Genomic DNA, 22,247 nt, shown 5'->3' on the forward strand with positions numbered 1-22,247 from the left:
ATGACAACACTTCAACTCCAGACCCGGGCAACGACGCGCAAATTCTGGTCAGGCATGAGCCTGTTCTGCCTTGCGCTGCTGGTTGCCCCCATGGTAGCCACGCAGCTGGGCGGCAACTACTGGGTGCGCGTTATCGACTTCGCCCTGCTCTACATCATGCTGGCGCTGGGGCTCAATATTGTGGTGGGCTATACCGGCCTGCTGGATATGGGGTTTATCGCCTTTTACGCGGTCGGGGCTTACCTCGCTGCGCTAATGGCCTCGCCACATTTGCTGGAGGTATTTCCTCTCCTCGGCGTCTGGTTCCCGGACGGGCTGCACACGTCATATCTGTTGATTATTCCGCTGGCTGCGCTTGTTGCCGCAGTCTGCGGCATTTTACTGGGTGCTCCCACGCTGAAGCTGCGTGGCGACTACCTGGCGATAGTGACCCTCGGATTTGGGGAAATTATCCGCATCCTGATGCGTAACCTCGACCGTCCGGTGAACATCACCAATGGTGCAAAGGGCATTACCGGGGTGGATACGCTGAATCTGTTCGGCCTGAAGTTCAGCGGCGTATACCACTGGTTTGGTTTCAAAGTGCCTGCCCTGTGGCTGTGGTACTACCTGCTGATGCTGGTCATTGTGGCGATTATTGTTGTCTGCCTGCGCCTGCAGCACTCGCGTATTGGCCGCGCCTGGCACGCCATCCGTGAAGACGAGGATGTGGCCCGCGCGATGGGCATCAACGTGCGTAACTACAAGCTGCTGGCCTTTGCGATGGGCGCCTCTTTTGGTGGCGTGGCGGGCGCCCTGTTCGGCGCGTTTCAGGGCTTTGTCTCCCCGGAATCCTTCACGTTACAGGAATCCATTGCCGTGCTGGCGATGGTGGTGCTGGGCGGTATGGGGCACATTCCCGGCGTGATCCTCGGCGCGGTACTGCTTACCGCCCTGCCGGAACTGCTGCGCAGCCAGGCAGCCCCGATACAGCAGGCGCTGTTCGGCACGGTACTGATTGACCCGGAAGTGTTGCGTCAGCTTTTCTACGGCCTGGCGCTGGTACTGGTCATGCTGGTGCGCCCTGCCGGGATCTGGCCGGTACGCCACAAGGAGGTGAATACATGAGTCTGTTAACCGTGCGTAATATGTCAAAACGCTTCGGCGGCCTTACCGCCGTGGACGACGTTTCGCTCTCCGTAAATAAGGGTGAGATCTACGGACTCATCGGCCCTAACGGGGCGGGAAAAACCACCTGCTTTAACCTGATCACCGGGCTTTATCCGGCGGACAGCGGTGAGTTTTCTATTGCCGATAAGCCCTATTTCCCGAAGCACATTGAGAAAGTTACCGCCGCCGGGATTGCGCGCACCTTTCAGAACGTGCGCCTCTTTAGCGACATGTCGGTGCTGGAAAACGTGATGGTGGGCCGCCACGTGCGCACCCGTAACGGTCTGTGGGCCGCGCTGAGCCGCCACAGGCGTGCACGCGAGGAAGAGAGGCAGACCCGGGAGCTGGCCTGGCACTGGCTGGAGTACACCGGTATTGCGAAGTTCGCCCACTACCGCGCCCGCGATCTGGCCTATGGTCACCAGCGCCGTCTCGAAATTGCCCGCGCGCTGGCAACGGAACCGCTGCTGCTGGCGCTGGACGAACCCGCCGCCGGGATGAACGCGGCGGAAAAAGTGGCGCTTGGCGAACTACTTACCCGTATTCGGGATGACGGTAAAACCCTGCTGATGATTGAGCATGACGTCAAGCTGGTGATGGGCATCTGCGACCGTCTGACGGTGCTCGATTACGGCAAAACGCTCGCCACCGGCACGCCGGAAAGCGTGCGTCGCGACCCGGCGGTGATCGCCGCCTGGCTTGGAGGCAACGGCCATGTCTGAATTACTGAAGGTAGAACGTCTGGACGTGCATTACGGCGGCATTCAGGCCGTACGCGATGTCTCCTTTACCCTTCACGAGGGCGAACAGGCTACGCTGATCGGCGCTAACGGCGCGGGGAAAAGCTCCACCGTGCGCGCCGTTACCGGGCTGGAAAGCTTTAGCGGCAGCATTGAATTCAGCGGTAAAGCGGTACGTAAACACAGCCCCGAAGCCCTGCTCCGCGACGGTCTGGTCATGGTCCCGGAGGGACGCGGGATCTTCTCCCGCATGACGGTACTGGAAAATCTGCAGATGGGCGCCTGGCTCAGGCGTGACACTGTCACCATCAAGCGCGAGATAAACGAGATTTTCGAGCGCTTCCCGCGTCTGGGCGAACGTCAGCATCAGCTTGCCGGCCTGCTGTCCGGCGGTGAGCAACAGCTGCTGGCCCTTAACCGTGCCCTGCTCAGTCACCCGCGGCTGTTGATCCTCGACGAACCCTCGATGGGCCTTGCGCCGAAGATGGTAGATAACATTTTTTCCGTCATCGCCGACCTGCGCGAGCGCGGCGTTGCCCTGCTGCTCATCGAACAAAACGCCCGTCTCGCGCTGGAAGTCACCGACAGCGCGTGGGTCATGGACAGCGGCAGCATTGTTCATCATGGCGAATCGAAAGCGCTGCTCAATGACGACCAGATTGCACAGATTTATTTGGGCGAAATGCCCATTTAACAACACCAGCCAACATCAGGGAAATACAATGAAAACAGTAAAAATCAGTGCGCTCAGCGCCGCTATCCTCCTCGGCAGCTTTGCCTCGACGGCAGCTTGGGCAGCCGAAGGGGAAACCGTGGTTATCGGTCTGGCAGGCCCGCTCACCGGCCCGTCCGCCCGTATCGGTAAAGATCTGGAAAACGGCGCGCAGCTGGCTATCGATGACATCAACAAGCAGCACCCGACCATCGGCGGCAAAGCGGTAACCTTCAAACTGCAGTCCGAAGACGATCAGTCAGACCCGCGCACTGCCGTAGCCGTCGCGCAGCGTCTGGTGGATAGCGGCGTGGCGGGCGTGGTCGGCCACTGGAACACCGGCACCAGCATTCCTGCGGCCCGCATTTATCACGATGCGGGCATCGCCCAGGTGGCACCGGTCGCAACCGGCCATGCCTATACCAAACAGGGTTTTGACACCAGCTTCCGCGTGATGGGCCACGACGATGACGGCGGCCAGCTCGCCGGCCAGTACGCGGTCAACGCGCTGAAAGCCAAACGCATTGCGGTGATCGACGACCGTACCGCCTTTGGTCAGGGTCTGGCGGACCAGTTTATTAAATCGCTTGAAGCGCAGGGCGTGAAGGTTGTCGATCGTCAGTATGTGGATGACAAAACGGTGGACTTCAGCGCCGTGCTGACCGCTATCCGGAGTAAAAACGCCGATCTGATCTTCTTCGGCGGCGTCGACAGCCAGGCCGCACCGCTGGCGCGTCGTATCAAACAGCTGGGCATGAACGCCACCCTGATGGGCGCAGGCGGATTTGTCAGCCAGACGTTCCTGCAGCTGGCGCAGAAAGAAGGCGAAGGCGTGGTCGCCCTCGAACCAGGCCTGCCGGTTGAGCAGATGCCGGGCGGTAAAGTGTTCGAACAGGCGTACCAGTCACGCTACCACACCCATATCGAACTGCACGCCCCGTTCGCCTATGACGCTACCCGCGTGCTGGTTGCGGCGATGGAAAAAGCAGACTCCGTTGAGCCGTCCGACTATCTGCCCGCCCTGCGCGCCATCAGCTACGCCGGCGTCACCGGACAGATCGCGTTTGATAAAGAAGGTAACCTGAAATCGCCGTCTTTCACCGTTTACAAAGTTGTCGATGGCAAATGGCAGCCGCAGACCGTGCTGGGTGGGGCAAAAGCGAAGTAACGCAGTGAGGGCAATGTGATGAGTGATAATAACGAGCTGGGCATTCTCGCCCGCCGCAAAATTGAAGCAGAAATTATTAAGCCAATTTATGAAATCCTGGTGCGCGAGATAGGAAAAGCTCGCGCACAGGCGGTCATTGGCGAGGCTATCGAGCAGGCCGCGATTGACGCAGGCAAAGCGTTTGCCAGCAAAGAACCCAACGGCGCGGACGTCAAGAGTTTCATCGCTCTGCAGTATCTGTGGGAAAAAGATAACGCGCTTGACGTGAAGGTGATCGACGCCGACGACCAGCAGTACAACTACAACGTGACCCGCTGCCGCTACGCGGAGATGTATCACGAAATGGGGCTGGGAGAGATTGGTCATCTGCTCTCCTGCGCGCGCGATGAAAAATTCATCGTTGGCTATGCGCCGGACGTAAAGCTGACCCGCACGACCACCATCATGCAGGGCGGTTCGTGCTGTGATTTCCGCTACCGCAGCAGTAAGGACAAGACATGATCCGCATTAACGCCGAACGGCTGTGGTCAACGCTTGAGATGATGGCGCAGATCGGCGGCACGCCCGCCGGTGGCGTGACCCGTCTGGCACTGAGCGAGGAAGATCGCATTGCGCGTAACCTGCTGCGCGACTGGGCGCTGGACGCGGGTTTCACCTGCGACATCGACAGCATGGGCACTATGTTTATCCGCCGCGCCGGGAAAAACCCGCAGCTTGCTCCGGTCATGACAGGTTCACATGTGGATACCCAGCCGCTGGGCGGTAACTACGACGGGGTGTACGGCGTGCTGGCCGGGCTGGAGCTGCTGCGTACCCTAAACGATCGTCACGTTGAGACTGAACGTGACGTTGTGCTGGTGAACTGGACTAACGAAGAAGGCGCGCGCTTTGCGCCGGCCATGCTCGCTTCAGGGGTCTGGACGGGACAATTTAGCGAAGCGTACGCGCATTCCCGCGCGGATAACGAAGGCATCACCGTGGGGGAAGCGCTGGATAACATCGGCTACCGGGGGAAAGCCCCTGCCCGCGCGTTTCCGGTTCACGCCTGCTACGAACTGCACATCGAACAGGGCCCGATCCTGGAAGATGAAGCCGTCGATATCGGGTTAGTCCGTGCGGCAATGGGCCAGCGCTGGTTTACCCTCACGCTGGACGGATTCGCCGCCCATGCAGGCACCACGCCGATGCACAGCCGCCGCGATGCGTTAACCGCATTTGCCGATCTGGCGCTGAAGGTGGAAGAGATTGGCTATCGGCATGCGCCGGACGGACGCGCGACGATCGGTATGGCGCAGGTTACGCCAAACTCGCGCAACGTAGTGCCGTCTCGCGTGGTGTGCAGCGTGGAGTTCAGACATCCTGCCCGGGAGGCGCTGGAAGCGATGGAGACAGCGCTGCATCTGGCGGCGCAAAGCCTGAGCGCGCGGGGCGTAACGGCTGATGTGGAACGGATTTTTGACTACGCGCCGATTGCGTTTGATGCCGTATGCCTGGCCCGCACGGAGAAAGCACTAGCGGAACTGGGCTATTCGTCGAAATCCATGGTCTCTGGCGCGGGACACGACGCCTGCTACGTCAGCAAAGTCGCGCCTGCCAGCATGATCTTCATTCCCTGCGTGAAGGGTATCAGCCACAACGAAGCCGAGAAGATCCTGCCGGAGTGGGCAGAGAAAGGGGCAAACGTGCTGCTGCACAGCGTGCTTGCCGCCGCGCAGGACACATAAGCCGCCTTACCGGGCCTGCAAAAACGCTCCCGCAGACCCGGTAAGCTCAACCTGGCACATTTTACGGCTTCGGCACCTTCGCCAGGCTAAACCAGATCCCGACGGCCAGCAGCAACAGCATTCCTCCTGCGCTGCCCAGCGCCACGCTGTGCGAGGTGATAAACGCGCTTTTCGCCGCTTCAATCACCGGCTCCTCCAGCGTTGGCGTCAGATCCTGCGCTACCTTCATTGCCTCACCTATGGATGACGAAGCCTGGTCGACGAGCGATGCATTGAGCCCCTGCGGCAGATTAATTGACGCGGAGAAGCTGCGGGTCAACAGCAGACCAAAGATGGCGATCCCCAGCCCGGCGCCCAGTTCATAGGACATGGTTTCAATGGCCCCTGCGGCGGCTGCTTTCTCTTTCGGCGCGGCCGCCATAATGGCCGAGGTCGAGGCCAGAAGCGCGCTGGCGGCGCTAAAGCCCAGTAGCACCATCAGGCCCCACGCCTGCCACTGCTGCGTGCTGAAATCAAGCATCGACAGACCGATAAAGCTGACCGCACTGAGGCCCATACCACCCGCAGCGACAATGCGCAGCCCCAGACGGCCCACCAGCACACCGGCGATCGGCCCGCTGAATCCGCTAGCCACCATCACCGGGAGCATGAACATGCCCGCCTCGAAGGGCGTAAAGCCGTGGACAAACTGCAGCTCTTGCGCCATCAGCAGTTCAAAGCCCACCAGCGCGATCATCGCCGTCATCGCCATCACCACGCCGCTTAAAATGATGCGGTGACAGAACAGGCGCATGTCGATCATCGGCACCCGGGCGCGCAGCTGGATACGCACGAAAATAAACAGCATCACGGCCCCCGTGAGCAAGGTACACGCCACAAGCCACGGCGACAGAACGCCTTTTAACGCGGTTTTGGCGCTGTAGACCAGCAGTAGAATGGCCACAATCAGCATGATCGCATGGCTGATATTTAACGGCTGCTCAGGGCGCCCTTCCTGCTGCGGGACAAAGCGCGCGGCAAGGGTAACGACGATAAGCACGATCGGCACGTTGATCAAAAATACCGAGCCCCAGTAGAAGTGCTCCAGCAGCATACCGCCAATCAGCGGACCAAACGCCGCCCCGCCTGAACCCACCGCCGCCCAGACGCCGAGCGCGATGTTGCGATCTTTCGCGTCGGTAAAGAGCGTGCGGATCCCCGCAAGCGTAGCCGGGATGATCATTGCCGCACCGATCGCCAGCGAGGCGCGCGCCGCTATCAGCCACCCTGCTGAGGGGGCAAACGCGGCCGCCAGCGACGACAGGCCAAACAGCGTGCTGCCGATTATCAATAGCCGTTTAAAACCGATGCGGTCACCCAGGGCGCCCATCGGCAGCACCATTCCCGCCATCACCAGCGAGTAAATATCGATGATCCACAGCAATTCATTGCCGCTGGCGCCCAGCGTCATGCTCAATGTCGGCGCCGCCACGTGCAGCACCGTCGCGTCAATCGCCACCGGGATATACACCAGCACGATAATCACTAACGCTAACCACTGACGAAACATAAATTTCCTTTTTATTTCAAACATGGACACATGTCCAGGATGCGATCCTACGTAAAGTTGAACGCATGTCCAGCTTTTTGTTACACTCGTTTCGGTCCTATTGAGGGTAGAAAAAAATGCGGTATTTGAACAAGGAAGAGAGACGGGAAGCAATCCTCCAGGCCGCGATGCGTGTGGCCCTGAGCGAGGGGCTGGCCGCTATGACGGTACGGCGCATTGCCGCAGAAGCGGGCGTCGCGACCGGACAGGTCCACCACCACTTTGCCTCCGGCGGCGAGTTAAAATCGCTGGCGTTTGTGCGCGTGATCCGCGAGCTGCTGGATGCCGACGTGGTGGGCGAAAACGCCAGCTGGCGGGAACGGCTGCACAGCATGCTCGGCAGTGACGACGGTGGCCTTGAACCTTACATTCGCCTCTGGCGGGAAGCCCAAATTCTCGCCAGCCGGGATCCCGAGATCAAAGCGGCTTATGTCCTGACCATGGAGATGTGGCATCAGGAGACCGTGGCGATTATCCGTGCCGGGGCGGCTGCCTGCGCGTTCACGCTTAGCGATCGGGCGGAAAATATCGCCTGGCGTTTAATAGGGCTGGTTTGTGGCCTGGATGGGATCGCCGTATTAAATATGCCAGAAATGGACGAGGCGGCGTTTAATAAGCATCTCGACAAACTTATCACGCTGGAATTGTTTTAATACTCCTTCTGGAGTATTAATTTTTGCACTAGTTACAATTAGTAACACATTAAGCGAACCCTTATTTCCATTCTAATCTCGGGGGTTCGCTTTTTTATCTATCCTTTCAGATGTATCCCAAAACATCCTAAAAACCCAATAATACATAACCACCCATCTTTTTGTTTTTACTTCATTTTTCTCTCCGTCAAGGTAAGCAAGAGGGCGATATGTCGCAACAAAGTGAAAAGAATAATCAGCATCTATTGAGTAACTGGAAACCTGAAAACGCGCAATTTTGGGAGAATAAAGGAAAACATATCGCACGAAGAAACCTATGGATTTCTGTGGCTTGTCTGCTCCTTGCGTTTTGCGTGTGGATGCTATTTAGCGCCGTTGCGGTCAACCTCAATAAAGTCGGATTTAATTTCTCCACCGATGAGCTTTTTATGCTAACGGCATTACCTTCGCTCTCCGGCGCGATATTACGCGTCCCCTACTCGTTTATGGTGCCAATATTTGGCGGACGTTACTGGACGGTATTGAGTACCGTTATCCTGATTATTCCCTGCGTCTGGCTGGGGATTGCCGTTCAAAATACGGCCACCCCGTACTGGGTTTTTATCATCATCGCGCTGCTCTGCGGTTTTGCCGGAGCCAACTTCGCATCCAGCATGGGTAACATCAGCTTCTTCTTCCCGAAAGCCAGACAGGGCAGCGCGCTGGGCATCAACGGCGGGCTGGGCAACCTGGGCGTCAGCGTGATGCAGCTGGTTGCGCCACTGGTGATATTTCTGCCGATGTTTACCTTCCTCGGCGTGCACGGCGTGCCGCAGGAGGACGGCTCGACGATGTGGCTGGCCAATGCGGCCTGGATCTGGGCGCCGCTGCTGCTGCTGGCAACCCTTGCGGCGTTTTTTGGCATGAACGATATTGCCAGTTCAAAAGCCTCCATCGCCAGCCAGCTGCCGGTGCTGAAGCGCTTTCACCTCTGGCTGCTGAGCCTGCTCTATCTGGCGACCTTCGGCTCCTTTATCGGCTTCTCGGCGGGCTTTGCCATGCTGTCAAAAACCCAGTTCCCGGACGTGAACATCCTGCACCTCGCCTTCTTTGGCCCACTTATCGGCGCGCTGGCGCGCTCTGCGGGCGGGATGATCTCTGACAAGCTGGGCGGCGTGCGCGTCACGCTGATTAACTTCGTCTTTATGGCCCTCTTTAGCGCCCTGATTTTCCTGACCCTGCCCGGCTCTGGCTCCGGCAGCTTTGTCGCCTTCTATCTGGTGTTTATGGGCCTGTTCCTTACCGCCGGGCTGGGTAGCGGTTCGACCTTCCAGATGATTGCGATTATTTTCCGCCAAATCACCCTCGACCGCGTCAAAAAGCAGGGCGGCACGGACGAACAGGCGCAGCACGAAGCGGTGACGGAGACCGCCGCCGCGCTGGGCTTTATCTCCGCCATCGGCGCCGTTGGCGGGTTCTTTATTCCCAAAGCCTTTGGCACCTCGCTGGCGATGACCGGGTCACCGGTCGGTGCCATGAAGGTCTTCCTCGCGTTTTACATCGTCTGCGTGCTTGTCACCTGGCTGGTGTACGGCCGCAAATCCTCACAAAAATAAAAATTACATCTTCGCCGGAGCGTGATGCAGCACTCTCCGGCCATGCTATCGAAGCAGGAGAAATGTCATGAGCAAACTGCTGGACCGTTTCCGTTACTTCAAAACAAAAGGTGACAGTTTCGCCGATGGGCACGGGCAGGTGTATCACACCAACCGCGACTGGGAGGACAGCTACCGTCAGCGCTGGCAGTTCGACAAGATTGTCCGTTCCACCCACGGCGTGAACTGTACCGGCTCCTGCAGCTGGAAGATTTACGTCAAAAACGGCCTGGTGACCTGGGAAACCCAGCAGACCGATTACCCCCGCACCCGCCCTGACCTGCCCAACCACGAGCCGCGCGGCTGCCCGCGTGGCGCAAGCTACTCGTGGTATCTCTACAGCGCCAACCGTCTCAAATACCCGCTGGTGCGCCGCCGGCTGATTGAACTCTGGCGCGAGGCGCTGGCGCAGCATACTGATCCGGTGCTCGCCTGGGATGCCATTCAAAACGATCCGCAAAAGGCGCAGAGCTACAGGAAGGCGCGCGGTAAAGGCGGGTTTATCCGCTCGAACTGGAAAGAGCTAAACCAGCTGATTGCCGCCGCCAACGTCTGGACCATCAAACACTACGGCCCGGACCGCGTGGCCGGTTTCTCGCCTATTCCGGCGATGTCGATGGTCTCCTACGCCGCCGGCACGCGCTATCTTTCCCTGCTGGGCGGCACCTGCCTGAGCTTCTACGACTGGTACTGTGACCTGCCGCCTGCGTCGCCGATGACCTGGGGCGAGCAGACCGACGTGCCGGAGTCCGCCGACTGGTACAACTCCAGCTACATCATTGCCTGGGGCTCGAACGTGCCGCAAACCCGTACCCCGGACGCCCACTTCTTCACCGAGGTGCGCTACAAGGGGACCAAGACCGTCGCCATTACGCCGGACTTCTCTGAAGTGGCTAAGCTGAGCGACCAGTGGCTTGCCCCTAAACAGGGCACCGACAGCGCCCTCGCTATGGCGATGGGCCACGTGATCCTCAAAGAGTTCCACCTCGATAACCCGAGCGATTACTTCCTTAACTACTGCCGCCGCTATACCGACATGCCGATGCTGGTCCTGCTGGATGAGCAGGCAGACGGTCGCGTGGTGCCGGGCCGCATGCTACGCGCCTCGGACCTTGTCGACGGGCTGGGGGAAACTAATAACCCAGAGTGGAAGACCGTCGCCTTCAATATTGCCGGGGATTTGGTGGTGCCAAACGGATCTATCGGTTTCCGCTGGGGAGAAAAAGGCAAATGGAACCTGGAATCACTTGCCGCAGGCCAGGAAACCGAACTGACGCTTTCGCTGCTCATTACCCACGATAGCGTTGCGGACGTTGCCTTCCCCTACTTTGGCGGCAACGAAAACCCGCACTTCCGCAGCGTGAAGCAGGAGCCGGTGCTGACGCGCCGCGTGCCGAGCAAAACCCTGACGCTCGCCGACGGCAGCGAGAAACGCGTGGTCAGCGTTTACGATCTGGTGCTGGCTAACTACGGTCTCGATCGCGGCCTGGAAGACAGTAACGCCGCAGAAGGCTATGACCAGATCAAAGCTTATACCCCCGCCTGGGGCGAGCAGATCACCGGCGTGCCCGCCTGGCTGATTGAAAAAATCGCCCGCGAGTTTGCCGACACGGCGCACAAAACGCACGGTCGCTCAATGATCATCCTCGGTGCCGGGGTGAACCACTGGTACCACATGGACATGAACTACCGCGGGATGATCAACATGCTGGTCTTCTGCGGCTGCGTCGGGCAGAGCGGCGGCGGCTGGTCCCACTATGTGGGCCAGGAGAAGCTGCGCCCGCAAACCGGCTGGCTGCCGCTGGCCTTCGCGCTGGACTGGAACCGCCCGCCGCGCCAGATGAACAGCACCTCCTTCTTCTACAACCACGCCAGCCAGTGGCGCTATGAGAAGCTGACCGCGCAGGAGCTGCTCTCCCCGCTGGCAGATACGTCGAAATTCACCGGACACTTGATCGACTTCAACGTCCGCGCCGAGCGCATGGGCTGGCTGCCGTCGGCGCCGCAGCTCAGCCTCAACCCGCTGCACATAAAAGCCCGCGCAGACGCGGCAGGCATGACGCCGCAGGAGTACACCGTTCAGGCGTTAAAATCGGGCGATATCCGCTTCGCCTGCGAGCAGCCGGACAACGGTAAGAACCATCCGCGCAACCTGTTCGTCTGGCGCTCTAACCTGCTCGGCTCGTCCGGGAAAGGCCACGAGTACATGCTGAAATACCTGCTCGGCACCGAGAGCGGCATTCAGGGCGAGGATTTAGGCTCAACGGACGACGTGAAGCCTGAGGAAGTGGAGTGGCAAACCGCCGCCATCGAGGGCAAGCTGGACCTGCTGGTAACGCTCGACTTCCGTATGTCCAGCACCTGCCTGTTCTCGGATATCGTTCTGCCGACCGCCACCTGGTATGAAAAAGACGATATGAATACCTCGGACATGCACCCGTTTATTCACCCGCTCTCGGCCGCCGTCGACCCGGCGTGGGAATCGCGCAGCGACTGGGAGATCTACAAAGGCATCGCCAAAGTTTTCTCCGAGGTCTGCGTCGGCCACCTGGGCACTGAAACTGACGTGGTGTTGCAGCCGTTACAGCACGACTCCCCGGCGGAACTGTCGCAGCCGTTTGATATTCAGGACTGGCGCAAAGGGGAATGCGATCTGATCCCCGGTAAAACGGCTCCGAACATCGCCGTGGTCGAACGTAACTACCCGGAAACCTGGGAGCGCTTCACCTCCCTCGGCCCGCTGATGGACACGCTCGGCAACGGCGGAAAAGGCATATCGTGGAACACCCAGAACGAGGTGGATTTCCTCGGCAAGCTCAACTACGTCAAGCTCGACGGCCCGGCGAAAGGCCGACCGCGTATTGAAACCGCCATTGATGCCTCCGAGGTGATCCTCGCCCTCGCGCCGGAAACCAACGGCCAGGTGGCGGTGAAGGCCTGGGAAGCGCTCGGGGAACTGACCGGGCGCGATCACACCCACCTGGCGCTGAACAAGGAAGACGAGAAGATCCGCTTCCGCGATATCCAGGCGCAGCCGCGTAAAATCATCTCCAGCCCGACCTGGTCCGGTCTGGAAAGCGAGCATGTCTCCTACAACGCGGGCTATACCAACGTCCACGAGCTGATCCCGTGGCGTACCCTCTCTGGCCGGCAGCAGCTGTATCAGGATCATCCCTGGATGCGCGCCTTCGGTGAGAGCCTGGTGGCCTATCGTCCACCGATTGACACCCGCAGCGTCACCCATATGCGCGAGATCCCACCGAACGGCTTCCCGGAAAAAGCGCTCAACTTCCTGACGCCGCACCAGAAATGGGGCATTCACTCCACCTACAGCGAAAACCTGCTGATGCAGACCCTGTCGCGCGGCGGCCCCATCGTCTGGATCAGCGAAACCGACGCGCGCGAGCTGGGCATTGAGGACAACGACTGGATCGAAGCCTTCAACGCCAACGGCGCCCTCACCGCCCGCGCGGTGGTCAGCCAGCGCGTGCCGCCGGGTATGACCATGATGTACCACGCCCAGGAGCGCATCCTGAACATTCCGGGGTCAGAAGTGACCGGACGGCGCGGCGGGATCCACAACTCAGTCACCCGCGTCTGCCCGAAACCGACGCACATGATCGGCGGCTATGCCCAGCTGGCTTACAGCTTCAATTATTACGGCACCGTTGGCTCCAACCGCGACGAGTTCATCATGATCCGCAAAATGAAAAACATTAACTGGCTGGACGGCGAAGGTCGGGATCAGGTACAGGAGGCGAAAAAATGAAAATACGCTCACAGGTTGGCATGGTTCTGAATCTCGATAAATGCATTGGCTGCCACACCTGCTCGGTCACCTGCAAGAACGTCTGGACCGGGCGCGAAGGGATGGAGTATGCGTGGTTTAACAACGTCGAAACCAAACCGGGCATCGGCTACCCGAAAAACTGGGAAGATCAGGAGGAGTGGCAAGGGGGCTGGATCCGCGGCATACACGGCAAGCTGACGCCGCGCCTCGGCGGCAAAATGGGCGTACTGTCGAAAATTTTCGCCAACCCCGTCCTGCCGCAGATTGACGATTATTACGAACCCTTCACCTTTGACTATCAGGATCTGCACCGCGCGCCGGAAGGGGATCACCTCCCTACCGCCCGTCCGCGCTCGCTGATTGACGGCAAGCGGATGGACAAAATCGTCTGGGGCCCCAACTGGGAGGAGCTGCTGGGCGGCGAGTTCGAAAAACGCGCCCGCGACCGCAACTTCCAGAAGATCCAGAAGGAGATGTACGGCCAGTTCGAAAACACCTTCATGATGTACCTGCCGCGCCTGTGCGAGCACTGTCTGAACCCGAGCTGCGTCGCCACCTGCCCGAGCGGCGCAATTTACAAGCGCGAAGAGGACGGCATCGTGCTGATCGACCAGGACAAATGCCGCGGCTGGCGCCTGTGCATCAGCGGCTGTCCGTACAAGAAAATCTACTTCAACTGGAAGAGCGGCAAGTCAGAAAAATGCATCTTCTGCTACCCGCGCATTGAGTCCGGCCAGCCGACCGTCTGCTCGGAAACCTGCGTCGGGCGCATCCGCTATCTCGGCGTGCTGCTGTACGACGCGGACCGCATTGAAGAGGCGGCAAGCACCGAGCATGAAACCGATCTGTACGAGCGCCAGTGCGACGTGTTCCTCAACCCGAACGATCCGGCGGTGATTGAGGAAGCGCTGAAACAGGGTATTCCGCAGAACGTGATTGACGCCGCCCAGCGTTCGCCGGTCTACAAAATGGCGATGGACTGGAAGCTCGCCCTGCCGCTGCACCCGGAATACCGTACTCTGCCGATGGTCTGGTACGTGCCGCCGCTGTCGCCGATTCAGTCCTACGCGGACGCCGGCGGCCTGCCGCAGAGCGACGGCGTCCTGCCTGCCGTGGAAAGCCTGCGTATTCCGGTGCAGTACCTGGCAAACATGCTCAGCGCGGGCGATACCGGCCCGGTGCTGCGCGCCCTGAAGCGCATGATGGCGATGCGTCACTACAAACGCTCCCAGACCGTGGAAGGCGTAACCGATACCCGCGCCATCGAAGAGGTCGGCCTGACCGAAGCGCAGGTTGAGGAGATGTACCGCTATCTGGCCATCGCCAACTACGAAGACCGCTTCGTGATCCCGACCAGCCACCGCGAAATGGCGCGCGACGCCTTCCCGGAGAAAAACGGCTGCGGCTTCACCTTTGGCGACGGCTGCCACGGCTCCGACACCAAATTCAACCTCTTCAACAGCAGCCGCATCGACGCGATCAACATCACCGAGGTGCGCGAACACGGGGAGGGAGAATAATGCAGATCTTTAAAATCATCGCGCTGCTGATTGAGTATCCCGATGAGCTGCTGTGGGAAAACCGCGCTGAGGCGCTTTCCCTGGTTGAGCAGGACGCGCCCATGCTGCTGCCGTTTGCGCAGCAGCACCTGAGCGCCCCGCTGCTGGATAAGCAGGCCGAGTGGTGCGAAGTGTTTGAACGCGGGCGCGCAACGTCCCTGCTGCTGTTCGAGCACGTTCACGCCGAGTCCCGCGATCGCGGTCAGGCGATGGTCGACCTGATGGGGCAGTATGAGAAAGCCGGGCTACAGCTCGACTGCCGCGAATTGCCGGACTATCTGCCGCTCTACCTGGAGTACCTCAGCATCGTTACTGATGAAGAGGCGCGCGAAGGATTGCAGAACGTCGCACCGATCCTGGCGCTGATTGGCGGCCGCCTGAAGCAGCGCGGCGTGGCGCACTATCAGCTGTTTGATGCCCTGCTGACGCTTGCGGGCACGCGGCTCTCCAGCGACAGCGTGGCGAAACAGGTATCCGGTGAAAAACGGGATGATACCCGCCAGGCGCTGGACGCCGTATGGGAAGAGGAACAGGTGAAGTTTATCGAAGACAACGCCACATCGTGCGACAGCTCGCCGATGCAGCAATATCAACGACGCTTTAGCCAGGACGTCGCGCCGCAGTACGTGGACGTCAGCGCCGGAGGCCCAAAATGATCCATTACCTGAACGTGTTTTTCTATGACATTTACCCCTACATCTGCGCCACCGTGTTTTTCCTCGGCAGCTGGCTGCGCTACGACTACGGGCAGTACACCTGGCGCGCCTCGTCGAGCCAGATGCTCAGCAAGCGCGGTATGAACTGGGCCTCTAACCTGTTTCATATCGGTATCCTGGGGATCTTCTTCGGGCACCTGTTCGGCATGTTAACCCCGCACTGGATGTACGCCTGGTTTTTACCCGTCGCGGTTAAGCAGCAGCTAGCCATGATTGCGGGCGGGATTTGCGGCGTGCTGACGCTGATTGGCGGGTCAATGCTGCTTTACCGCCGCCTGTTCAACCAGCGGGTGCGCGCTACGTCCACCACGCCGGATATCATCATCATGAGTATTTTGCTGTTCCAGTGCATCCTGGGGCTTTCAACCATTCCTTTCTCCGCCCAGTACCCTGACGGAAGCGAGATGATGAAGCTGGTCGGCTGGGCGCAGGGGATCGTGACGTTTAAGGGGGGCTCGTCGGAGATGCTGAGCGGCGTTGCGCCGATCTTCCGCGTTCATCTGGTGCTGGGGATGACGATCTTCCTTATCTTCCCGTTCACCCGCCTGGTGCACGTGTGGAGCGCGCCGTTTGAGTACTTTACCCGGCGGTATCAGGTGGTGAGATCGCGCCGTTGATTTTGTCGGGTGGCGGCTTCGCCTTACCCGACCTGCGTTCAAGCTAGTGTAGGCCCGGGAAGGCGATGCCGCTACCGGGCGATTAAAACTGCAGCATCCCGTGCTGCATGAGGAATCCCCACCAGGGAATGCCGAGGAACATGTGGACTAAAAACGTGCACAGCGCCACGATCGTGCCGATTGTCCACCATGACTTAATGTCATTGTACCCCGAGGCGAAGATAATAGGTCCTGCTGCGCCACCATAGTGCGTGATACATCCGCCGTAGGAATTGGAAAACAGAATAGCAAGCGCCAGCAGAACAGGCGCCGTTCCGGTGACCAGACCCACGGTGGCAAACACCGGCACCATGGCCGCAACGTATGCCCCGCCGGAGGCAAAGAAATAGCGAACCAGCACGCTGAGAAACACGATAATCACGATAGTCATATTACCGGCGCTGAGAAAATCCAGATGCGCAGACAGGAAATCCGCCAGCCAGCGGAAAAATCCCTCCTTGCTCAGGGTGGCGCTCAGACCGATGATACCCCCGTACCACATCAGGGTATTCCAGCCGCCTTTATTTTTTTGAACATCACTCCAGCCAATAATATTAAACAGCAGCGCCGCCCCCATCGCGATAATAGCGACGGCGGATTCAGTGAGTCCAAGATGACGTGAGAAGATCCAGCCCAATAAAGCGGCGATAAAAATAACCACCAGTCCCTTCTCTTTAAGGCTCATTGTCCCAAGACTTTCCAGCCCGCTGGTCGCAATCGCGACATTATCAATATGCTTAATTTCCGGCGAGGCTACTCGGTAGCAAATATAGGGAATGATACACAGCATCAATAACCCCAGCGGGGCACCCGCCAGCATCCAGCCGATCCAGCTAATATGAATATGGAAAATATCTGAAATGAGCTGAAGCGCTAACGCGTTTCCGGCAAAGCCCGTTAAAAACATATAACTGGTCGTTTTAGTGACCATATAGACATTAACCATTAAATAACGGCCAGCCTTGCACGGTGTCTCTTTTGGCGTTGACCCCAGAACGGTCGCGATACTGTTAATAATCGGAAAAACCACCCCACCTGCCCGCGCGGTATTGGAGGGCGTAGCGGGTGCCAGCACCAGGTCCAGTAAGGCGGTAACATACCCCAGCCTTAGCGTCGTACTGCCAAATTTGAGGATGAACCAGTAAGCAAGCCGCTTTCCCAGGCCGGTCGTAACGAACGCCGCGCTAAGCGTAAAGGCGCTGAACACCAGCCAGGTTGTGCCTGAGGCGTATCCGCTCAGCACATCCATTGATTTGACAGGTGAATCCGGGAATTTTGTCACGGTAAAACAGGTTAACGCGACCGCAACGAGCATGATGACGGGTTCGGGATACGGTTTAATGACCAGGCCAACGATAGCGGACAAATATATTCCTGCCAGTATCCACGCCTCTTTAGTTAATCCATCAGGCGGAGGGATAAATATTGATAATAATATTATTAAGGCAAGTAAGATTGTTTTTAAAATATTGGACTTAAGCATATCTCACCCATGAGAAAAGGGTCCCTGAATAGCAGAGGATTCTCCTGGGAGACGCCTCTGCCGGATAAATACATTTTCTAAATAAATAATAAGAAACTACACACCAACAACCGGGATATTATCACCTTCTGTGATTTTATATTCGGCCAGGGTGTCAAAACTGAGATAGCGATAGATATTTTCATGCGCGCCATGAAGTTTTTCCGTATAGCTTAAATATTCTTCAACGGTTGGCATTTTACCCAGTATGGCCGCGACGGTGCTTAATTCTGCCGAGGCAAGGAACACGCTGGCATTCGTTCCCAGACGATGCGGGAAATTTCGGGTGGATGTCGATACCACGTGGCTCCCTTCGCGTACCCTCGCCTGGTTCCCCATGCAGAGGGAGCAGCCCGCAGGCTCGATTCGTGCCCCCGACTTTATAAACTGGCTAAAATAGCCCTCGCGGGAAAGCTGCCCGGCATCCATTTTGGTGGGAGGCGCAATCCACAACCGCGCCCGGCTTTCACGGGCGTCGGCCAGGATTTCACCCGCAGCGCGGAAATGACCGATGTTGGTCATGCAGGAGCCAATAAAGACCTCCTCTATCGGCGTGCTGGCCACCTCAGAAAGTAAGCGAGCGTCATCCGGATCGTCAGGTGCACAGACCACCGGTTCGGTGATTTCATTGAGATCAATGTTAATGACTGCGGCATATTCCGCTTCAGGATCGGCCGACAGCAACGACGGGTTAGCCAGCCACGCCTCGATTTCAGCAATGCGTCGTTCAAGCGTGTTGGCGTTTTCATATCCCTGCTTAACCATCCAGCGCAGCAGGACCGCGTTGGAACGCAGGTACTGCGCGACCTTGTCTTCCGCCAGGCGCATCACGCAGGCGGCAGCGGACCGTTCAGCGGAGGCGTCAGTCAGCTCAAACGCCTGCTCTGCACTCAGTGTTTCCAGCCCTTCAATTTCGAGGATCCGGCCCGAGAAAATATTGCGCTTATTCTTTTTCTCGACCGTCAACAGGCCCTGCTTTCTGGCGTAGAGCGGAATCGCATGCACCAGGTCGCGCAGGGTGATCCCTTTCTGCATCTCACCCGTAAAGCGAACCAGTACCGATTCCGGCATATCCAGCGGCATAATGCCGGTTGCGGCGGCAAACGCCACCAGCCCGGAACCGCCCGGGAAAGAGATCCCCAGCGGGAAGCGGGTATGGGAGTCGGCACCGGTGCCCACCGTATCCGGCAGCAGCATACGGTTAAGCCAGGAGTGGATAATGCCGTCGCCCGGTTTCAGCGCGACCCCGTTACGACGGGTGATAAACTGCGGCAGGGTCTCATGAAGCTGAACGTCGACGGGCTTAGGGTACGCAGAGGTGTGGCAGAAAGACTGCATCACCAGATCGGCTGAAAACGTCAGGCAGGCAAGATCGGTTAACTCGTCGCGCGTCATCCCGCCGGTGGTGTCCTGAGAGCCCACGGTCGTGATTTTCGGCTCGCAATACTGTCCGGGACGGATCCCCGCGACGCCGCAGGCTTTACCCACCATTTTTTGTGCCAGCGTAAAACCGGCGGTGGATGGCGCTGGAGCGGAGGGCTTGCGGAATGCCTCTGAAGGCGCAAGCTTCAGCGATTCCCGCGCTTTCGCGGTCAGGCTGCGTCCGATAATTAGCGGGATCCGCCCGCCGGCCCGCACTTCATCCAGAAGCACCTCGGTTTTAAGCGTAAAGCGCGTCACCAGACGCTGGCTTTCCGTCTCGCGAATTTCGCCTTTGTAGGGATACAGATCGATCAGCATCCCGGTCGTCAGCGAGGAGACGTCCATCTCTACCGGCAAGGCACCGGAATCTTCCAGCGTATTGAAGAAAATCGGGGCAATTTTGCCGCCGAACACAAACCCACCGTTACGCTTGTTCGGCACGAAAGGAATATCATTCCCGATGTGCCATAAGATCGAGTTGGTGGCGGACTTGCGCGATGACCCGGTTCCCACGACGTCGCCGACGTACGCCAGCGGCCAGCCTGGCTCTTTTAATTCTGCCAGCTGGCGCAAAGGGCCGCGCGCGCCGGGCTCATCAGGCTCAACCCCTTCCCTGGCGTTACTGAGCATGGAAAGCGCGTGCAGCGGAATATCCGGACGTGACCACGCCTCCGGTGCCGGAGACAAATCGTCGGTATTGGTTTCGCCCGGAACCTTGAACACCTTCAGGGTGATTTTTTCAGGCATCGCCGGACGGCGGGTAAACCACTCGGCATTTGCCCATGACTGAAGCACCTCTTTTGCCCTGACGTTACCGTTCAGCGCTTTGGCTTCCACCTGGCTGAATTTTTCGAAGATAAGGATAGTCGAACAAAGCTGCTGTGCGGCCAGCGGTGCCAGGCTCGGGTGGTCCAGAAGATCGATCAGCGGCTGAACATTATAGCCACCCTGCATGGAACCCAGCAGTGTCGTGGCCGCTTCGGGAGAGAGACCGTCAATACGGTATTCCTGTAGTGCCAGCTTAAATAAAAATTCGGCTTTTAACTTAGCCGCGGGATCGACGCCCGGGGGAACGCAATGGGTTAATAAATCGATTAATCGCGGATGATGCGTGGGCGCATCGTGAATTAAACGAGAAATAAGCGCATCGGTCTGCTCCGCAGTTAAGGGTTTTGCCGGAATACCCGATTCAGCGCGCGCTTTCAGGTGCTGATTATAATCATCTAACATACGTACTCCTGTTAAAGCTAAAGTTGTTCACAAAATTCTGTTAGTCGTTCGAGCCCGTAAGGCCATTCACCAAAGCCTGATTCGGCATTAATATGCCCGGCCTCACCGATATCGATTAAGTGTCCCTCCCAGCGTGCCGCCCAGATCTGAGCGCGCGCGAAAGGCATCAGGGGGTCGTTTCTGCTGGCAAACATCAGGCAGGGAACCGGTAATGACGCTGGCTGAATGGCCTCTTCCAGGCCGAAAAAAGCGGGTTCTGCCGGCGCGACCATCACCACCCCGGCGACGTTGACCTGACGCGTTTGCAGCAGCCGGCATGCCGCCAGCGCGCCAAAACTGTGGCCGACGAGAATGGCGGGCAGCTGACACGCTGCCAGCTCTCGGGAAATGGCGGAGACCCAGTTTTCAATGTCGGGCTCGAACCAGTTTTTCTGCTGGATCCGTTTCCAGAAAGGAAAACGCCGCCCCCAGCAGCTTTGCCAGTGATGTTCATCGCTGTCTCTCAGCCCCGGCACCAGAATAGGGGTATAAACGTTACTGAGCTGCTGCAGGCGTTGTTCAATCATGACGTTTTCCTGTTACGCTATTCGCGATTATTCGGGTGGAAACTGCGACAATAACCAGCCAACGGAAATAAGATCGGCGCTACCCCCGGGGCTTAAATTGCGTTTGATAAATTCCGCGTCCATTCTGAGTAGCGCGTTAACCAATTTATCCGCCGGGAGACGTTTTATTTTTAATAACCGCCTCGCATAGCGTCTGGCGTAGTTCAGACCTTCTATTCCCCCACGGGAAACCAAGTTGGTATCCGGATTCACGGCCATCAAACCCAGCAGCATCCTCAAAAGCGCCACGTCTTCGGATTCGCCCTGACCTAACGCGGTGTGCAGGGGCGGGAGACCCGCCTGGCGGACGGTCATAAAACCACTGGCAGCTTCCCCTCTCGCCCCGGTAAAGCCGTATGCCTGGAACTGCTGCTCGCCCTTCGTTCTGGCGATGCCGGTGGTTTTCAGCTCCTGCTCAACGATGCCGGTACAGATAATGCGGGTCTCATGGCATAAACTGCGCTGCGTGAGCGTTTCATCCCTTTGTGTCAGACGTCCCGCCGCCGCACACAGCAGCCCCAGCGAGAAGATCCCGCCTTTATGGGTATTCACCCCGCCGGTGGCGTTAAACATCGCCTGCTCGCAGGCCAGACCGGTTGGCCTTATCGCCCGCAGCGTTTGCGGGCCAGCAAGACAAGCCGTCTCTCTGCCAACGTTAAAAAACGTTGAGAACCAGGGGGCAATCGCCGCGATACTGGCCATGAACAGGGCGTAATCCATATCCTTATGCGCCCCGCTGTTTACGCGATCCACCAGACCCGGTTTTGGGGTCAAGCGAATTTCCCGGTACATCGCCTCGACAGCCAGTTCCGCAAAGGGTTGCTTGACGTCCGGCGCATTACATCTGGCAAGCGAAGTAGTCATCGGTTAACGCCTCGATTACGCGCGTGAGCTCGGCCTGCGAATGACGTCGCATGCGGGAACAAACATGAGCAGGTTCATGACAGATAAAGCATCTGCGCATCGGTTGCTGGATGGCATTTCTTTTCAGCAGGCCCGCTTTCGGACACAGCACGTCGATATCCCATAAGCGTCCCAGCGGATGGTTATCTTCCAGATGCGCCGTCACGTGTTTGATCATCCACGCGGGGGCCGCCACCGACCAGAGCGCTTCCGGGCCCGTGACTAGCTGTAGGGTCTGCTGGCGGCAGACCGTCCACTGATGGGTCCGTAACAGGTCACCGATCGCGTCATTGGCGGCGGCCATCACCCGTCTGGCCAGCGCGGTATCTTTGACCTCCCCCGGCCAGACCAGAGTGACGGAAACCACCGCATGATCCGACTGAAACAGCCACGCCTGCTGGCGACGGGCTCGTTGCTCTCTGCCGTTCAACACCTGTTCCAGAGAGACCTTCATGTTTGAGGCTTTATCCGTCATG

General features: G+C 58.5%; 18 protein-coding genes. 12 read left to right on the forward strand and 6 right to left on the reverse strand.

Annotated features, from left to right (window positions below):
- From V1603_RS15225 to V1603_RS15250, 6 genes are read left to right on the forward strand one after another with little or no spacing between them, the layout of a single operon-like run.
- Complete coding sequence (locus V1603_RS15225) at nucleotides 1-1,107, forward strand: branched-chain amino acid ABC transporter permease (RefSeq protein ID WP_395312891.1); 1,107 nt, start codon at nucleotides 1-3, stop codon at nucleotides 1,105-1,107.
- A complete protein-coding gene (locus V1603_RS15230; protein ID WP_395312892.1) occupies nucleotides 1,104-1,871 on the forward strand; it encodes an ABC transporter ATP-binding protein in 768 nt (255 codons plus the stop codon). Before V1603_RS15225 ends, V1603_RS15230 begins: the two co-directional genes overlap by 4 nt.
- The gene (locus V1603_RS15235) at nucleotides 1,864-2,583 is read left to right on the forward strand and encodes an ABC transporter ATP-binding protein (protein ID WP_302218283.1); all 720 of its coding nucleotides are present in this window, start codon (nucleotides 1,864-1,866) and stop codon (nucleotides 2,581-2,583) included. Before V1603_RS15230 ends, V1603_RS15235 begins: the two co-directional genes overlap by 8 nt.
- 28 nt (nucleotides 2,584-2,611) lie before the next feature.
- Nucleotides 2,612-3,769: a branched-chain amino acid ABC transporter substrate-binding protein gene (locus V1603_RS15240; protein WP_395312893.1), complete on the forward strand. Its 1,158-nt coding sequence runs from the start codon at nucleotides 2,612-2,614 to the stop codon at nucleotides 3,767-3,769.
- 18 nt (nucleotides 3,770-3,787) lie between these two features.
- Complete coding sequence (locus V1603_RS15245) at nucleotides 3,788-4,270, forward strand: L-2-amino-thiazoline-4-carboxylic acid hydrolase (protein ID WP_116339718.1); 483 nt, start codon at nucleotides 3,788-3,790, stop codon at nucleotides 4,268-4,270.
- A complete protein-coding gene (locus tag V1603_RS15250; protein ID WP_395312894.1) occupies nucleotides 4,267-5,493 on the forward strand; it encodes a Zn-dependent hydrolase in 1,227 nt (408 codons plus the stop codon). The genes V1603_RS15245 and V1603_RS15250 overlap by 4 nt, the downstream gene beginning before the upstream one ends.
- A gap of 61 nt (nucleotides 5,494-5,554) precedes the next feature.
- Here the strand turns inward: V1603_RS15250 and V1603_RS15255 are convergent, their stop codons facing one another.
- Nucleotides 5,555-7,042: an MFS transporter gene (locus V1603_RS15255; protein WP_395312895.1), complete on the reverse strand. Its 1,488-nt coding sequence runs from the start codon at nucleotides 7,040-7,042 to the stop codon at nucleotides 5,555-5,557.
- A 116-nt stretch (nucleotides 7,043-7,158) separates the two neighbouring features.
- Here V1603_RS15255 and V1603_RS15260 point away from each other — a divergent pair, with 116 nt between their 5' ends.
- From V1603_RS15260 to narI, 6 genes are all read left to right on the forward strand, one after another.
- Nucleotides 7,159-7,734 (forward strand): TetR family transcriptional regulator, encoded by a 576-nt coding sequence (locus V1603_RS15260; RefSeq protein WP_163329529.1) that lies wholly within the window; start codon nucleotides 7,159-7,161, stop codon nucleotides 7,732-7,734.
- Nucleotides 7,735-7,943: 209 nt separating this feature from the next.
- Nucleotides 7,944-9,329 carry a NarK family nitrate/nitrite MFS transporter gene (locus tag V1603_RS15265; protein ID WP_395312896.1) on the forward strand — a complete coding sequence of 462 codons (1,386 nt, stop codon included), beginning with the start codon at nucleotides 7,944-7,946 and terminating at the stop codon, nucleotides 9,327-9,329.
- A 67-nt stretch (nucleotides 9,330-9,396) separates the two neighbouring features.
- Nucleotides 9,397-13,137: a nitrate reductase subunit alpha gene (locus V1603_RS15270; RefSeq protein WP_116339708.1), complete on the forward strand. Its 3,741-nt coding sequence runs from the start codon at nucleotides 9,397-9,399 to the stop codon at nucleotides 13,135-13,137.
- Nucleotides 13,134-14,678, forward strand: a complete 1,545-nt coding sequence (narH, locus tag V1603_RS15275) for a nitrate reductase subunit beta (RefSeq protein WP_008501747.1) — start codon at nucleotides 13,134-13,136, stop codon at nucleotides 14,676-14,678. Before V1603_RS15270 ends, narH begins: the two co-directional genes overlap by 4 nt.
- Complete coding sequence (gene narW / locus V1603_RS15280) at nucleotides 14,678-15,373, forward strand: nitrate reductase molybdenum cofactor assembly chaperone (RefSeq protein WP_395312897.1); 696 nt, start codon at nucleotides 14,678-14,680, stop codon at nucleotides 15,371-15,373. The genes narH and narW overlap by 1 nt, the downstream gene beginning before the upstream one ends.
- Nucleotides 15,370-16,050 carry a respiratory nitrate reductase subunit gamma gene (gene narI / locus V1603_RS15285; RefSeq protein WP_233003347.1) on the forward strand — a complete coding sequence of 227 codons (681 nt, stop codon included), beginning with the start codon at nucleotides 15,370-15,372 and terminating at the stop codon, nucleotides 16,048-16,050. Before narW ends, narI begins: the two co-directional genes overlap by 4 nt.
- An 82-nt stretch (nucleotides 16,051-16,132) precedes the next feature.
- Here the strand turns inward: narI and V1603_RS15290 are convergent, their stop codons facing one another.
- From V1603_RS15290 to citX, 5 genes are all read right to left on the reverse strand, one after another.
- Complete coding sequence (locus V1603_RS15290; RefSeq protein WP_395312898.1) at nucleotides 16,133-17,572, reverse strand: anion permease; 1,440 nt, start codon at nucleotides 17,570-17,572, stop codon at nucleotides 16,133-16,135.
- A gap of 96 nt (nucleotides 17,573-17,668) precedes the next feature.
- Nucleotides 17,669-20,263: a bifunctional aconitate hydratase 2/2-methylisocitrate dehydratase gene (acnB, locus tag V1603_RS15295; protein ID WP_395312899.1), complete on the reverse strand. Its 2,595-nt coding sequence runs from the start codon at nucleotides 20,261-20,263 to the stop codon at nucleotides 17,669-17,671.
- Nucleotides 20,264-20,280: 17 nt separating this feature from the next.
- A complete protein-coding gene (locus tag V1603_RS15300; RefSeq protein WP_116339699.1) occupies nucleotides 20,281-20,829 on the reverse strand; it encodes an alpha/beta hydrolase in 549 nt (182 codons plus the stop codon).
- Nucleotides 20,830-20,856: 27 nt separating this feature from the next.
- Nucleotides 20,857-21,732, reverse strand: a complete 876-nt coding sequence (gene citG / locus V1603_RS15305; RefSeq protein ID WP_395312900.1) for a triphosphoribosyl-dephospho-CoA synthase CitG — start codon at nucleotides 21,730-21,732, stop codon at nucleotides 20,857-20,859.
- Entirely contained in the window at nucleotides 21,707-22,246 is a 540-nt protein-coding gene (gene citX / locus V1603_RS15310) for a citrate lyase holo-[acyl-carrier protein] synthase (protein ID WP_116339695.1), read from the reverse strand. The genes citG and citX overlap by 26 nt, the downstream gene beginning before the upstream one ends.
- Nucleotide 22,247 lies beyond the last annotated feature (1 nt).

This window comes from Enterobacter sp. ECC-219 (assembly GCF_043966805.1).
Lineage (GTDB): Bacteria > Pseudomonadota > Gammaproteobacteria > Enterobacterales > Enterobacteriaceae > Enterobacter > Enterobacter cloacae_N.